Below are 15,426 nucleotides of genomic sequence, written 5' to 3'. Positions count from 1 at the left end.
ATGGCCAGGATGACGATGATCGAGGCCGTGCGCAGCGCCATGGACGTGTCAATGGCGAAGGACGACAATGTCGTCGTTTTCGGCGAAGATGTCGGTTATTTCGGCGGCGTCTTCCGCTGTACGCAGGGCCTGCAGGCAAAATATGGCAGGACGCGCTGCTTCGATACGCCGATCAGCGAATCCGGCATCGTCGGTACGGCAATCGGCATGGCCGCCTATGGGCTGAAGCCCTGCGTCGAGATCCAGTTCGCCGACTACATGTATCCGGCCTATGACCAGCTGACGCAGGAGGCGGCGCGCATCCGCTATCGCTCCAACGGCGATTTCACCTGCCCGATAGTCGTGCGCATGCCGACTGGCGGCGGCATCTTCGGCGGCCAGACGCACAGCCAGAGCCCGGAGGCGCTCTTCACCCATGTCTGCGGGCTGAAGGTGATCGTCCCGTCCAATCCCTATGACGCCAAGGGCCTGCTGATCGCGGCGATCGAGGACCCCGATCCCGTCATGTTCCTCGAACCGAAGCGGCTCTATAACGGGCCCTTTGACGGCCATCACGAGCGGCCGGTGACGCCCTGGTCGAAACACGATCTGGGCGAGGTGCCCGATGGCCATTACACGATCCCGATCGGCAAGGCCGAGGTGCGGCGGGCGGGATCGGCGGTGACCGTCATCGCCTATGGCACGATGGTGCATGTGGCGCTCGCCGCGGCCGAGGATGTCGGCATTGATGCCGAAGTGATCGATTTGAGAAGCCTGCTGCCGCTCGATCTCGATACGGTCGTCAAATCAGTCACCAAGACCGGGCGCTGCGTCGTTGTCCACGAGGCGACCTTGACCTCGGGCTTCGGCGCCGAGGTGGTGTCGCTGGTGCAGGAACATTGCTTCTATCATCTCGAAGCGCCTGTCGTGCGTGTCGCCGGCTGGGACACGCCCTATCCGCATGCGCAGGAATGGGACTATTTCCCCGGTCCCGGCCGTGTCGGGCGGGCGCTTGCCGAAGTCATGGAGGCCTGAGCCATGGGCGAATTCATCATCAAGATGCCCGATGTCGGGGAAGGGGTCGCCGAGGCCGAGTTGGTGGAATGGCACGTGAAGACGGGAGATCCCGTCCGCGAGGACATGGTGATCGCCGCCGTGATGACGGACAAGGCGACGGTCGAAATTCCCTCTCCCGTCGATGGCACTGTCATCTGGCTCGCCGGCGATATCGGAGACCGCATCGCGGTCAAGGCGCCGCTGGTGCGGATCGAAACGGCGGAAGGTGCCGGTGAGGCCCAACCGATGCCGATCTCGCAGGCGCCGAGCGCCGAAGTGGTCAAAGCGGAGATCGCCAGGCCTGCCCCAGCGACGCCGATCACCGCAGCGCCGGCTGCTGCGGCTGCGCCCGCCGAAAAGCCGCTTGCCGCGCCTTCCGTGCGGCTCTTCGCCAGGGAAAGCGGTGTCGATCTGAGGCAAGTGCAGGGGACCGGGCCGGCCGGGCGCATCCTGCGCGAAGATGTCGAGCAATTCCTCGTGCAAGGCGCCGCTCCGGCCCTCCTAAGGGGCGGATCCGCCAAGAAGACGGCGACCGAGGAGATCAAGCTCACCGGGCTGCGCCGCCGTATCGCCGAGAAAATGGTGCTGTCCACCTCGCGCATTCCCCACATCACCTATGTGGAGGAAGTAGACATGACGGCGCTGGAGGAACTGCGCGCCACCATGAACGGCGACCGCAGGGAGGGCCATCCCAAGCTCACGGTCCTGCCCTTCCTGATGCGGGCCCTGGTCAAAGCCATTGCCGGGCAGCCCGAGGTAAACGCCACTTTCGACGACGATGCCGGTATCATCACGCGCCATAGCGCCGTCCATATCGGCATCGCCACGCAGACGCCCGCAGGCTTGACCGTGCCTGTCGTGCGGCATGCGGAAGCGCGTGGCATCTGGGATTGCGCCGCCGAAATGGTCCGGCTGGCTGATGCGGCGCGCTCGGGCACGGCGACGCGCGACGAGCTTTCCGGCTCCACCATAACCATTAGTTCACTCGGCGCACTCGGCGGCATCGTTTCCACCCCTGTCATCAATCATCCCGAGGTGGCGATCATCGGCGTCAACAAGATCGCCACACGCCCGGTCTGGGACGGCACGCAATTCGTGCCGCGCAAGATGATGAACCTTTCGTCGAGTTTCGATCATCGCATCATCGACGGCTGGGATGCGGCGACCTTCGTCCAGCGCATCCGCACGCTGCTCGAAACGCCGGCGCTCATTTTCATCGAAGGCTGAGCCATGAAAGAAATCGTCTGCAAGCTCCTCGTCATCGGTGCCGGCCCGGGCGGTTATGTCTGCGCCATCCGCGCAGGACAGCTCGGCATCGATACTGTCATCGTCGAAGCCGGCAAGCCGGGCGGCACCTGTCTCACGGTCGGCTGCATTCCCTCCAAGGCACTGATCCATGCTGCCGAGGAATTCAACGCCACGCAAAAAATGCTCGCCGGCAAAAATCCGATGGGCATCCGCATCGAAGGCGCCTCGATCGACCTCGCAAGGACGATCGCCTGGAAGGACGGCATTGTCGGCCGGCTCACCGGCGGCGTTTCGGGTCTGTTGCAGAATGCGCGGGTGAAGATCGTCCATGGCCGCGCGCACTTCCGTGACGGCAAGACGGTGGAGGTGGAGACCGAAACCGGCCAGCAGGTCATCCGCGCCGAGACCGTGGTGATCGCCACCGGATCCGATCCGGTGGAGCTTGCCGATCTGCCTTTTGGTGGCCGCGTCATTTCCTCGACTGAGGCGCTGTCGCTCACGGAACTGCCGAAAAAGCTCGTCGTGGTCGGCGGCGGTTATATCGGGCTGGAACTCGGCATGGCCTTTTCGAAGATGGGTTCGGAGGTGAGCGTCATCGAGGCGACGCCGCAGGTGCTGCCGCTCTATGATGCGGAACTTGTGCGTCCCGTCATGCGCAAGCTGACCGAGAGCGGTATCCGGGTGCTGACCGGTGCAAGGGCGATGGGTCTTGCCGATAATGCCGAGGCATTGATCGTTGAAACGTCGGACAGCCGGCGTGAGACACTGCCGGCGGATCATGTGCTTGTCACCGTCGGACGCCGCCCGCGAACGGCGGGCTCCGGCCTCGAAGAACTCGATCTCGACCGCGCCGGTCCGTATCTGAGGATCGACGATCAATGCCGCACCTCGATGCGCGGCATCTATGCGATCGGCGACGTGACCGGCGAGCCGATGCTGGCGCATCGGGCGATGGCCCAAGGGGAGATGGTGGCAGAAATCGTTGCTGGCAAGAAGCGGGGTTGGGACAAAAGATGCATTCCCGCCATCTGCTTTACCGATCCTGAGATCGTCAGCGCCGGTCTCTCGCCGGCGGAGGCGCGCGCGCAAGGATATGAGATCCGCACCGGTCAGTTTCCATTCAGCGCCAACGGGCGGGCGATGACGATGCTCTCCGAAGAGGGCTTTGTGCGCGTCGTCGCGCGCGCCGACACGAACCTCGTTCTCGGCTTGCAGGCGGTGGGGGCAGGAGTGTCCGAACTCTCGGCAGCTTTTGCGCTGGCGATCGAGATGGGAGCACGCCTGGAAGACATCGCCGGCACCATCCACGTCCATCCGACCCGTAGCGAAGCGCTCATGGAAGCAGCGCTGAAAGCGTTGGGAAACGCTTTGCACATCTGAGCCGACTGGACCCGGATCACGCATGACGTCTGCCGGTTCGGATCACATAAACTGGGACCGGAATAAGGCCGTGCCAGCGTAACACGGACATTGATCGACAGGCCGACTACCCCCTGAAGCGCTGACTTCGTCATCGCGTAGGCGGCAATCCCCGGATATGACACAGATCGCCGCTAGTGGAGCTGATTGACAAACTTTGCCAAGTCCAGCTAACCTATTCGCACCATGGAGGCTCGAATGGCTACGATGAACGTATCTCTTCCGGACCCGATGAAAGATTGGGTTGAGGCACAAGCAAAGAGCGGGCGATATTCCAATGCCAGTGACTATGTGCGCGACCTGATCCGGAGGGACCAAATTCGCGGTGACAAGGTTGCCGCCATGCAACGTTTCGTCGATGACGGTTTAAAAAGCGGTATTGGCAGCCGCTCGAAGGACGAACTCTTTGCCGCGGCAGTGGCACGTGCAGAAACAACGCGCGGCAGTAGATAATGCGCTTTGACCTTTCAGTCGAAGCGGAAGAGGACATCATTGCGATCGCCGAACAAGGAGTGCGCATGTTCGGCGCCGCACAGGCTAGGCAGTATCATGACGAGTTGTTTACCGCGCTTGATCTGATTGCGGCCAATCCGCGAATGGCGCGTGAGCGAGAAGAGATTTCGCCGCCAGTTAGAGTTCATCCGTTCAAAGCCCATCTCATTGTCTACCGCATCGAGGAGCACGGAACCATATTCGTGATCCGAATACGCCATGGACACGAAGACTGGGCCAGCGATCCCGCTTAGGCCTGGCTGAGTGAATGAACAAGCACAGTTGCATGGGGCAATAGGCCCCGGTAATATCGTCAGCAAAGCCTGTTAATAGAACCCCGACCGATCGCTGGAGAAACCGCGTCGTCTACTCGGATAGCAGGGGACGAGGTGTTCGCCGCACCAACGCCAGTGCCGTTCGATCACTGCGGCTTAATGGCCATTAGATTGCCCAACTCCATAGGGAAGGGGAATAAAATCGTCGAAGTCTTCTCGCTGGCGATGACGTTCAAAGTGCTCAAGTAACGAAGTTGCATCGCCTCCGGCTGTTTGGCCAGAATTTCCGCCGCTTCCAGTAGCTTCGCTGCAGCTTGCTGTTCGCCCTCGGCATTGATGACCTTTGCGCGGCGTTCGCGTTCAGCTTCGGCTTGGCGAGCGATCGCGCGTATCATCGACTCGTTGATGTCCACATGTTTGATCTCGACAGTGGCTACTTTAATTCCCCAAGCGTCCGTCTGAGAGTCGAGGATTTCCTGAATATCGGAGTTGAGCCTGTCGCGTTCTGCCAGCATTTCATCGAGGTCGTGCTTGCCGAGCACGGAGCGCAACGTCGTTTGAGCAAGCTGGCTTGTTGCCATCATGAAATCCTCGACCTGGATTGTCGACTTCTCGGGGTCCATGACCCTGAAGTAGATCACCGCGCTGACTCGAACCGAGACATTGTCATGTGAGATGACGTCCTGGCTAGGGACATCGAGTACGCGCGTGCGCAAGTCGACGCGGATCATCTGCTGGACATAGGGAATAAGCAGAATCAAGCCGGGTCCCTTGACTCCGGTAAAGCGGCCAAGTGTGAACACGACGCCGCGTTCATATTCCCTCAGGATCTTAACCGCGGATGCGAGGATGGCGACCGCAATGACAATGGCCACCAAATAGAAGGCAAGATCTGCAAACATATCCATGGCTTCTCCTCCTGCGTCCTTGCGTGCCGCTAGGTGTTCTCAGGACGGCTGGCGACCTCGAGCGCCAGCCCGTTGCGACCCGTCACCCTGACAGGGTCACCAGCAACAAGGGGTTCGGCGGAAACGGCCTTCCAGCGTTCGCCATGCGCGATGACGTACCCCGAGAGTCCCGTCCAACTCTCAACTTTACCGGAAATGCCAATCATCTCCTCTGCACCGGTTGCGACCTCGCGCAATCGCGAGGTGAATGCCAGGCGAGCAACGACGAGGCTAAAGGCGAGAATCGCAAGCGCAATTGCGTCCAGCAGAGGACGCGACACTTGCAAGCCGGGTATATCGGTATCAAACAAGATGGTCGCTCCCAGGATCACGGCTACCCCGCCGCCGATGCCCAAAGCGCCGAAGCTTGGCGAATGCGCCTCAGCCACTGTCAATCCCACGCCGAGCAAAATAAGCCCAAGGGCGGCAAAACTTACCGGCAGCAATGCCAGGGCATAAAGACCAAGGAGGAGGCAGATGCCGCCGATCGTGCCAGGAAGCATTGTCCCAGGTGCGAGAAATTCGAAGATCAGCCCATAGATACCGACCATCATCAGGATGATTGCGATGTTCGGATCGGTAATGACGGAAAGCAGGCGCGTGCGCCAGTCAGGCTCGAATTCCTGTACGGCCAAACCGGCGGTATCGAGCCGGACCTCCGTTTGACCGACCCGCACCACGTGCCCCTGTGCCTTTGCAAGGAGATCGATGACATCGACTGCAATGAAATCGATGGCATGTTCGCGCACTGCCGCTGTGGATGAAAGGCTTGCAGCTTCCCGGACGGCGCGCTCTGCCCAATCGGCGTTGCGATTGCGCAATTCCGCAAGCCCACGAATGTAGGCGACTGCGTCGTTAACGGCTTTTGCTTCGTGGGCATTGCCTGGAGCTTCCGGCTGCTTGCCACCAGGTTCGCTCGGCTTTTTTTCGGGTTCCTCATCGCCGCCGAAAGGCTTTACGCCGAGCGCGATTGGTGTCGCCGCACCCAAATTGGTCCCAGGGGCCATTACCGCAATGTGGCTTGCGTAGAGAATATAGGTGCCGGCGCTGGCAGCTCGTGCTCCGCTTGGCGCGACGAAACTTGCGACAGGCACCGGCGAGGCAAGGATCGCGCGAATGATTTCCCGCATGGAGGTGTCAAGGCCGCCTGGTGTATCCATTTGCAGGACGATCAAGACCGCTTCTCGGTCGGCAGCACGCTGAATGCCTCGTACTACGTAGTCAGCAATAGCAGGCCCAATGGCGCCATTCACCTTGAGGACGACAGACGCGCGGTCAGACGCCGACGGTGCGCCGAAGCCCCAAGCTGAAAGCAGCAAAAACAACAAAGTGAAGATTGGCGGTTGCCATCGCCAACACCTCAATCCCCGCGTGCCAATCGGCGGAACGTACATAGTATTTAATGTATGTCGGATATTACAAAGAAAAAGACGCAGGCGTCAAAGGCTCATGTTCAAGCCGTCTTATGCGCTCGTAAAGGCGAAGTTGGCTAAGCGCGTTGCACGGATGCGAGCCGCGTGGCCTATTTTTGAAGGTCGCTGGCAGCCAGCGACGCGCATTCCGATGCAGCGAAACGGTTGTCGAGATGGGTTCACACTTGGAAGACATCGCCGGCACCGTCCACACTCATCCGACCCGCAGCGAAGCGCTCATGGAAGCGGTGCTGAAGGCTTTCGGAAGCGCGCTGCATATTTGATCGAAACCGAAATCGGAATGCCGTCGACCCATCCCAGATGCCTTATTAATCAGATACTTCAGGATCTTATCGCCAGGCGAGAATATCCTGTTCGACGAGATGTCTTACGACCGAGCTATATGTCGACAGCTTCAATATTTGGCAACCAGATCATGCAATTCTATAGAACGTCAGCGGTTAGTTCTTCCGCTTCTATGACCCATGAAGGGTTTCACTCCGCGTCATCAAGCGCTGCGAGGAGCCCAGGGCCGCATGTCACTTTCAGAAAATGAGAGATTGAATCTCCTCCACCAGGCCAGCATTCTCGATACGCCACCAACGGAAGAGTTCGATGCTATCGTGCGGCTGGCTTGCAGCATGTTCGACATGCCGATGGCCTTGGTTTCGTTCGTCGACGGGCATCGGCAGTGGTTCAAGGCCGAGCAAGGTCTCTTTTTGAAGGAGACGCCACGTGAGCAATCCTTCTGCAGCCATATCGTAGAGACGAAGTCACCGCTCATCGTCAAAAACGCCGACAAGGATTCTCGCTTTTCCGGAAATATCTTCGTCAGAGAGCGTTCGGTCCGGTTCTATGCGGGAGTGCCGCTCTCGGAAGGGGACACCTGCTACGGCAGCTTCTGTGTCCTCGACACGAAGAGCCGCCGCTTCGGCGATCGGGATCTCGAACAGCTCCGCAGTTTGGCAAGCGTCGTCGTCGGCCTTATCCGCGAACATCGTCAGCAAAGCCTGCTGAGAGCGCAGCAACGCGAGTTGGAACTGAAGCAGGCCCGCTTCGAGCAGACCGAACGCTCTGCCAAGGTCGGCGGCTTCGAGATGGATCTCGCGACCGGCACGATCATTTGGTCCGACCAGATTTACCGCACCGTCGGACTGCCGGTCGGCAAACGCATGACCTCGGAGGAGGTGATCGGCTGCTATGCTCCTGAAGAGCGCGAAAGCGTCAGACGCAGGATACGCGATGTCCTCGATGGTTCAGCGGCCGGCATCGACAGGGAATATCGCATCATGACGCCAGAAGGGGAGGAACGCTGGGTCCGCGTGGTCAGCGATATCGAGCGCTTGAGCGGCAAGCCCAGTCGTCTGTTCGGCATCGTTCAGGATGTTTCCGAAAAAGTGCGTTACGAGCAACGTCTGCTCCAGGCCGCCAACGCCGATCCTTTGACCGGACTTGCCAATCGGGCAGCCTTCAATGCTCATATGGAGCGGCTCACAGCGGCCGACGCTCCTTCCATCGGCTTATTGCTGATCGACGTCGATCGCCTGAAGCAAGTGAACGATATCCTCGGCCATGCGACAGGTGACCTGCTGCTGAAAGGCGTGGCGTCACGTCTGGACGAACGCTTGGGAAAGCGAGGAAAGGTCTTTCGTCTCGGCGGCGATGAGTTCTCCGTCATTCTGGACGCGCCCGCAAGCGTACGCCGCATGGGTTCGCTCGCGCGCCACCTGATCGAATATATCGGTCGCCCTCTGCAGGTTGGGGGATCGACGATAAATCCGGCGATAACCGTGGGTGGGGCGATTTCGGAGGGCAGGATGGATGCCGCAACGCTTTCGCAGAACGCGGACTTCGCTCTCTATCATGCCAAAGAAACGCGGCGCGGCAGCTATATACACTACGAGCCCAGCCTGCGTTCGAGGATAGCGCGTCGCATCCAAATCGTCCGGGAGGTGGAGTCGGCTCTTACCGAACATCGGATGGTGCCGCACTATCAGCCGATCGTTGCCTGTGCCGACGGTCAGGTACGGGCGTTCGAAGCGCTTGTGCGAATGCGGCGTTCGGATGGTTCAATCGTGTCGGCGGCGCAATTTCACGAGGCGTTCACAGACCCGAGCGTTGCCTATCACATTACGACGCGCATGCTCGAGCAGGTCGCGGCCGACATTCGAGGCTGGATCGACCGCGGGCTGGAATTCGGGCGGGTCAGCCTCAACATAAGCGCCTCCGATTTCATGAGGGGCGACTTGGAAACCCGGATCGTTGCCGCCTTTGCGTCAAGAGGAATTCCGCTGGATAAGCTTATGCTGGAGGTGACGGAAACGGTTTTCCTTCAGGGCTTGGAAGATGCCGTTGCAACAACCCTGCAACGTTTGCGCAAGAAAGGCCTGACAGTGGCGCTCGATGACTTCGGCACAGGTTATGCGTCGCTGACGCATTTGCGAAGTCTGCCGGTCGACGTTATCAAGATTGACAAGAGCTTTATCGACACCATGCTTGTCGATGAATCGAGCCTCGCTATCGTTGAACTGGTGCTCAATCTGGCGCGGAAGCTCGATATGAAGGTCACGGCCGAAGGTGTAGAGAGCCATCGGCAGGCGATGCGTTTGCTGGAAATGGGCTGCACCACGCTGCAGGGCTATATGTTCGGCAAACCCATGAGCCGTGAACGTGTTGGCGAATATCTGCGTGCACGGAAAACCGGCGTGACGGAGAATGCCGACCGACCGCAGGAGGAACCGCGTCGTTTCCTCGGATAGCAGGGGGCGAGCTGTTCGCCGCTATCAGCCGCTTCCGACAAGGCTCAGGCGGCGGCCGTGGAAAGATCCGGATCGGCGTGATGGCAGTCACCAGTCCGGGTGCTGCCGTCCTGTTCTTCTCGGCAGGATCCTGTTCGGCGCAGATCGATGTCGCATTCCAGCAACGCGTTCGAAAACGGCATCCGCTCGGCGGATCAACTGGCTTGGCAAATCAGTCCGGTTGTTTGATCTCTATAGGGCTTTTCATGATGATTTCATGGTGCGGAAACGGGATAGAGATGCCAGCTTTCTTGAAGGCGTCCCACAGCGCCATCAGGACTTGCCCACGTACATTTGTAAGCCCGTTCGCTGGATCCGAGATCCAGAAGCGAAGCCGAAAGTCGAGCGACGAAGCGCCAAAGGCGGTCAGCCAGCAGACGGGTGGCTTATATTGGTTTGCGACCCGGGGCACGGTCGATGCTGTGGCAATGGCGATCTTAACGACCTGATGCGGGTCGCTGTTATAGGACGTCCCGAAGTCAACGTCGATCCGCACATAATCGCTGGAGAACGACCAGTTGACGACCTGCTGCGATATGAAGTCTTCATTCGGAATGAGGTACTCCTTGCCATCGCGGGTGATGACGGAAACAAACCGCGAGCGCAGGTCACGGATCGACCCGAACGTGTCGCCAAGGGTAATCGTGTCACCCGGCTTGATCGACTTGTCGATCAAGATGATTATGCCGGATATGAAGTTCGAGACCACCTTTTGAAGGCCGAAGCCGATTCCGACGCCGACTGCGCCCGAGAAAATGGTCAGCGCGGTAAGGTCGACGCCGGTCGCCGACAAAGCGATGGCTCCAGCGATTATGATCAGGCTGATCTTGATGCATTTGCTGATCAACACCTTGATGGAAGGCGATAAGTCGGCCGAGCGCTGAACCCAGTGGGAAAGCATGTTGCCGATGAGGACGGCCAACCAGATCAGGGCGATCGCCAGCACGAGGGCTTTGAGCACAAGCAGAAGCGAGAGTCTCACCGCACCCAAATTAACCGCGAGTCCGTCGAGTGCAGATAGAACCGGGCCGTCAAGACCAACTGCATAAAGAGCGATGTAGCTCCAGCTGCCGATCGCGACGGCGCGCGACAGGGTTGGGTTGCGGATGATCTTGGTCAGGACGGAGATGAGGAACCATGCCGCTGCCAGCGTCAGAGCCGTAGACACAAGCCAGCGTTGTGAGGGCCACGCGCTCTTGCTCAGCACAATGTTGGCGACCCATAACCAACCGACAAGGAAAAGCCACATCATCCGGCGCATAGGAGCAATGATGACCCGAAGCAGGTCTGGATTGCCCTTGATCAGGCGCGCCTTTGCCTCCATCGCAGGTTCTGTGCGCGACGCAAGTAAGGACGCAAAACCCAAGCCCGCCACGATGATCGCAAGCTGAAAGAACGTCCATTCGTTCAGAATGAATGTCGTTAGCCACTGCTCGGCGACCTCGGTCATCTGCCTGATATTCATGATGATAATCCGATGAATGTCAGCTAGATAAATCTAGCGCATGAGTTTAGTTCATTTGGAAGAAACAAGCATCAGCATTCCATTTCGTCGTGCTAAAACAAGTCGATGAAACGTGCTCGCGGGTATCGATCAGCTTGCGCGCCTGCGCAGACATGTGCGCAAGATGAGCTGAAGACGGAGCGTCATGAAGCCTACGAAAAAACGCGGCAAGTCACGACTAGACAAGTCTCAGCCATTGCTGCGGCAGCTCGCTGCCGTTCCTGCGAAGCTGTTCGGCGCGTTCCGCCAACAGTACGGCGCCATCTGCTTCCGCTATTGCGATGGCGGGCCGAAGATCGAAATTCTCGTGATCACATCGCGCGAGAGCGCGCGCTGGGTCATACCGAAGGGCTGGCCGATGAAAGGGAAGAAGCCTTTCGAAGCGGCGGCGATTGAAGCCTGGGAGGAAGCAGGCGTGCGCGGGGCGGTGAGAAGGAAACCTGTCGGCCGCTATACCTATCTGAAGGAGTTCGACGACGGCGATGTGGCGCCATGTATCGTCGACCTGTTTCAGATCGAAGTCACCGAGATCGGAAACGACTTCAAGGAGCAAGGCCAGCGTATTCTCGAATGGGTCAGCCCTGATGAGGCGGCGCGACGTGTTCGAGAAGTCGAACTCAAGTCGCTGCTCGTCGAATTTGAACCGCGGGGCCAAAAGAAGTCTGACCACGGCTGATAGGGTTGTGGGGCTCTTCCTTCTGGTTACCGTTCGTGGCGGGCTCGGAAGGCAAGTTGACTCTCAATTGCCTTCGCGTCGACGGGCGTGATCATTATCGCTCGAACGGCTCGCCGAGCGAGGCGACGCCATTGAGCTTGAGCAGGCGGCGATCCGCCGAAATGATACCGAGCACGATGATCGTCACCAGATAGGGCAGGCATGCGAGCAGCTGCGAGGGAACGTCGAGCCCGGTCGCCTGGGCGGCAAGCCCCATCAGCGATACTGCGCCGAACAGGCACGCCCCGAGAAAGATGCGGCCGGTCAGCCAGGTTCCGAAGACGACGAGCGCAATTGCGATCCAGCCGCGGCCGGCAATCATCCCATCCGCCCAGAGCGGCGTGTAGATCGTCGCCGCATAGGCGCCGGCAAAGCCAGCCATGACGCCGCCGACAGCGGCTGCGGCGAAGCGGATTGCGACGACCGGGTAGCCGATCGCATGGGCCGCCTTTGGGTTTTCGCCGACGGCGCGGATAATCAAACCGACCTTGCTGTAGGCAAACATCGCCCAGATAACGACGGTCACGGCCAGCGATAGCCAGACGACGATATCCTGGGTAAACAGGCCGCCGATGACCCGAATATCGGAAAGACCGGGAATGGCGATCTTCGGCAGCGCCCTGACGGTCAGGCTCTCGTAGGTCTTGCCGAACAGTGCCGACAGGCCCTGTCCGAGAATCCCGATCGCAAGCCCGGTCGCGACCTGGTTTGCATTGAAGCCGAGGACGATTGCAGCAAAGATCAGGGACAAAAGCGCGCCGCCGAGGCCGGCGGCGAGAAAAGCCAGAAAATGGCCGCCGCCATGATAGACGATGATGAAGGCAATGACGGCGCCGAATGCCATCAGCCCCTCGACGCCGAGATTGAGCACGCCGGCACGCTCGACTATAAGTTCTCCGAGCGCTGCGAGGAGGAAAGGTGTCGCAGCAGCCAGCATTCCGGCCAGAACGAACTCGACGGCGTTCATGCCGGGCTCCTGCTCGCTGCGGGCCGCCAGATAAGACGGTAGCGCACGAAGGCGATGGCGACGAGATAGGCAAGGAGCAGGCTGCCCTGGAAAACCCGGACGGCCGCGACCGGCAGATTGGCGGAGACCATGGCGTTGTCGCCGCCGATGTAGAGCGCCGCCATGACGATTGCAGAAACGACGATGCCGATCGGGTGCAGGCCGCCGAGATAGGCGACGATAATCGCCGCATAGCCGTATCCGGTTGAGATCGAGCGCTGCAGCTGACCGAGCGGGCCGGCGACTTCGGCGGCACCGGCAAGACCGGCTGCGGCTCCACCGATCAGCAGGGAAAGCCAGATTGCCCAGCTTTCCCGAAATCCGGCATAGCTCGCCGCGCGCGGCGCCAGTCCGCCGACCTGCAATTTATAGCCGATGAAGCTCTTCTGCATGAAGACCCATGCGGCGATCGACAGGAGAACGGTGAGGACGAGTGCGACATTGACGCGCGTTCCCTCGATCAGGATCGGCACCATCGCGTCATATTGGAACATGACGGACTGCGGGAAATTGAAGCCGTTCGGATCCTTCCAGGGACCGAGCAGCAGATAATTGAGGAGTTGCACGGCAACGAAGCTCAGCATCAGCGAAACCAGAATTTCGTTGGCATTGAGCCGGACGCGCCAAAAGGCGGTGAAGGACGCCCAGAATGCCCCGCCCATCATGCCGAGCAGCAGCATCGCCGGCCAGATCCATTGGCCGGTTGCGTCGGGCCACCAGATCGGAATGGCGGAGGCGAAGATCGCACCGAGCACGAATTGTCCTTCGGCACCGATGTTGAACACCTTGGCGCGAAAGCCGAGCGCAAGCCCCTGCGCGATGAGGAGCAGGGGGGCGGTCTTCAGCAGCACTTCGGAGAACGACGCCCATGAATAGAAGGGCTCGATCAGCATAGCATAGACCACCGCAGCCGGATCGCGCCCCATGGCGACGTAAAGTCCGAGATTGAGTACGATGGTGACGAGGAGGGCGATGGGCGGCGCCAGAACGGTGGCGGCAAGCGATGCCCGCTCCCGACGGACCAGAATGGGCAGGGCGGCAAGGAAAGGTCTGCTCATGCGGTGGCTTTCTCGCGCTGCGGCCGGGCTCCGATCATATATCGGCCAATCTCTTCCGGGTTGGTCTCACGCGTGACCAGCGGCGCACTGAGCGTCCCGTGATGCAGGACCTGGATAAAATCGCTCAATTCAAACAGTTCCTCGAGTTCCTCGGAAATGACTAGGATCGCCACGCCCTCGTTGCGAAGGCGCATCAGCCGCTTGCGGATCGCCGCGGCCGCACCGATATCGACGCCCCAGGTCGGCTGGGCGAGGAAAAGAAGCTTCGGCGCCAGCATGATTTCGCGTCCGACGATGAACTTCTGCAGGTTGCCCCCGGAAAGCGACCCGGCCTCTGCCCCTGGCCCGCGCGTGCGCACGTCGAAGTCCCGGATGCAATCACTGGTGAAGGCCTTCGCCTTGACCTTGTCGAGCAGGCCATGCTTCACAAGGTTCAGCGGGTGCGCGGTCAGCAGGCTATTGAGGGTGAGCGACATCTCGGGAACCGCACCACGGCCGAGCCGGTCCTCCGGGACGAAGGCGAAACCCAGCCGCCGCCGGGCGGCAGAGTCGAGCGTGCCGACGTCCTCGCCCATCATGAAGATCTGGTCGCGCTGATCCCGCGGCAACAGGGTTTCACCCGAAATCAGAGCCGCGAGTTCGCTTTGACCATTTCCCGAAATGCCGGCAATGCCGAGGATTTCGCCGGCGCGCACGGCTAGGCTGACATTGGAAAGCGGCACGGCGAAGGGGTCCGCCCGGTAATCGAGCCCGACTAGCTCCAGACGCTTTTCACCTTCGACCGAAGGCAGCGCAGGCATCGGTTCCGGCATGTCGCGGCCGATCATCATCCGGGCAAGCTCGTGCGCATCGTGCTCGCGGGGGTCGACGTGACCGGTCACCTGTCCGCCGCGCAGGATCGTAGCGCGATCGCAGAGCGACTGGATTTCTTCAAGCTTGTGAGAGATGAACAGGATGGACACGCCACCGTCCCGCAGCCGGCGCAATGTTTCGAACAGCTTTTCCACCGCCTGCGGCGGCAGCACCGAGGTCGGCTCGTCAAGGATGAGTAGTTTCGGATCGGTCATCAGGCATCGGATGATTTCCACCCGCTGCCTCTCGCCGACGGACAGCGAATGGACATGAGCGTGTGGATCGACTTCGAGGCTGAACTCATGCCCGAGCTTGCGAACGCGTTCCGCAAGATCGCTCTTCTTGCCGGACACGATCAGGCGGATATTCTCCACGACCGTCAGGCTCTCGAACAGCGAGAAATGCTGGAACACCATGCCTATGCCGGCGCGCCTTGCCTCTGCGGGAGAGGGAAGGCTGAGGGCTTTCCCGTTCCACGCGACCGTGCCGCTGTCCGGCTGCTCGACGCCGTAGATCAGCTTCATCAGGGTCGATTTGCCAGCCCCGTTTTCTCCGAGGATGGCATGGATGGATCGTGGAGCGACGTCGAGATCGATCTGCCGATTGGCATCGACCGGGCCATAGCTCTTGGTAATGCCGCGCAGCGACAGGAGCGGGCTTACCAT

General features: G+C 60.1%; 13 protein-coding genes. 7 read left to right on the top strand and 6 right to left on the bottom strand.

Annotated elements, in window-relative coordinates; translation table 11 throughout:
• The 5 genes from CO660_RS12745 to CO660_RS12725 all read left to right on the top strand — a co-directional run bounded on the left by CO660_RS12745 (nucleotide 1) and on the right by CO660_RS12725 (nucleotide 4,448).
• Complete coding sequence (locus CO660_RS12745; RefSeq protein ID WP_097599001.1) at nucleotides 1-1,014, top strand: alpha-ketoacid dehydrogenase subunit beta; 1,014 nt, start codon at nucleotides 1-3, stop codon at nucleotides 1,012-1,014.
• A 3-nt stretch (nucleotides 1,015-1,017) separates the two neighbouring features.
• The gene (locus CO660_RS12740) at nucleotides 1,018-2,262 is read left to right on the top strand and encodes a dihydrolipoamide acetyltransferase family protein (RefSeq protein ID WP_097599000.1); all 1,245 of its coding nucleotides are present in this window, start codon (nucleotides 1,018-1,020) and stop codon (nucleotides 2,260-2,262) included.
• A gap of 3 nt (nucleotides 2,263-2,265) precedes the next feature.
• Nucleotides 2,266-3,663 carry a dihydrolipoyl dehydrogenase gene (gene lpdA / locus CO660_RS12735; RefSeq protein ID WP_097598999.1) on the top strand — a complete coding sequence of 466 codons (1,398 nt, stop codon included), beginning with the start codon at nucleotides 2,266-2,268 and terminating at the stop codon, nucleotides 3,661-3,663.
• Between the two features lie 237 nt (nucleotides 3,664-3,900).
• Complete coding sequence (locus tag CO660_RS12730; protein ID WP_097598998.1) at nucleotides 3,901-4,155, top strand: type II toxin-antitoxin system ParD family antitoxin; 255 nt, start codon at nucleotides 3,901-3,903, stop codon at nucleotides 4,153-4,155.
• A complete protein-coding gene (locus CO660_RS12725; RefSeq protein WP_097598997.1) occupies nucleotides 4,155-4,448 on the top strand; it encodes a type II toxin-antitoxin system RelE/ParE family toxin in 294 nt (97 codons plus the stop codon). The genes CO660_RS12730 and CO660_RS12725 overlap by 1 nt, the downstream gene beginning before the upstream one ends.
• 167 nt (nucleotides 4,449-4,615) lie before the next feature.
• Here the strand turns inward: CO660_RS12725 and CO660_RS12720 are convergent, their stop codons facing one another.
• Nucleotides 4,616-5,377, bottom strand: coding sequence for a slipin family protein (locus CO660_RS12720; RefSeq protein WP_097598996.1), 762 nt, complete (start codon nucleotides 5,375-5,377; stop codon nucleotides 4,616-4,618).
• A 29-nt stretch (nucleotides 5,378-5,406) separates the two neighbouring features.
• Nucleotides 5,407-6,810, bottom strand: a complete 1,404-nt coding sequence (locus CO660_RS12715) for a nodulation protein NfeD (RefSeq protein WP_097598995.1) — start codon at nucleotides 6,808-6,810, stop codon at nucleotides 5,407-5,409.
• Nucleotides 6,811-7,313: 503 nt separating this feature from the next.
• Between CO660_RS12715 and CO660_RS12710 the strand changes: the two genes are divergently transcribed.
• Nucleotides 7,314-9,587: an EAL domain-containing protein gene (locus tag CO660_RS12710; protein WP_348627640.1), complete on the top strand. Its 2,274-nt coding sequence runs from the start codon at nucleotides 7,314-7,316 to the stop codon at nucleotides 9,585-9,587.
• A 211-nt stretch (nucleotides 9,588-9,798) separates the two neighbouring features.
• Here the strand turns inward: CO660_RS12710 and CO660_RS12700 are convergent, their stop codons facing one another.
• Nucleotides 9,799-11,091: a mechanosensitive ion channel domain-containing protein gene (locus CO660_RS12700; protein WP_097598993.1), complete on the bottom strand. Its 1,293-nt coding sequence runs from the start codon at nucleotides 11,089-11,091 to the stop codon at nucleotides 9,799-9,801.
• Between the two features lie 184 nt (nucleotides 11,092-11,275).
• On the opposite strand from CO660_RS12700, the gene CO660_RS12695 reads away from it, so the two are divergent.
• Complete coding sequence (locus CO660_RS12695; RefSeq protein ID WP_097598992.1) at nucleotides 11,276-11,806, top strand: NUDIX hydrolase; 531 nt, start codon at nucleotides 11,276-11,278, stop codon at nucleotides 11,804-11,806.
• Nucleotides 11,807-11,900: 94 nt separating this feature from the next.
• Here CO660_RS12695 and CO660_RS12690 read toward each other — a convergent pair whose 3' ends face one another.
• Genes CO660_RS12690 through CO660_RS12680 form a run of 3 tightly spaced genes read right to left on the bottom strand, consistent with a single transcriptional unit; the run spans nucleotide 11,901 to nucleotide 15,426 of the window.
• Entirely contained in the window at nucleotides 11,901-12,812 is a 912-nt protein-coding gene (locus CO660_RS12690; protein WP_097598991.1) for an ABC transporter permease, read from the bottom strand.
• Nucleotides 12,809-13,909 (bottom strand): ABC transporter permease, encoded by a 1,101-nt coding sequence (locus CO660_RS12685; RefSeq protein WP_097598990.1) that lies wholly within the window; start codon nucleotides 13,907-13,909, stop codon nucleotides 12,809-12,811. Before CO660_RS12685 ends, CO660_RS12690 begins: the two co-directional genes overlap by 4 nt.
• Nucleotides 13,906-15,426, bottom strand: coding sequence for an ABC transporter ATP-binding protein (locus CO660_RS12680; RefSeq protein ID WP_097598989.1), 1,521 nt, complete (start codon nucleotides 15,424-15,426; stop codon nucleotides 13,906-13,908). The genes CO660_RS12685 and CO660_RS12680 overlap by 4 nt, the downstream gene beginning before the upstream one ends.

This window comes from Rhizobium sp. L9, assembly GCF_002531885.1.
Classification (GTDB): domain Bacteria; phylum Pseudomonadota; class Alphaproteobacteria; order Rhizobiales; family Rhizobiaceae; genus Rhizobium.
This window is presented reverse-complemented; position numbering and strand designations above follow the sequence as displayed.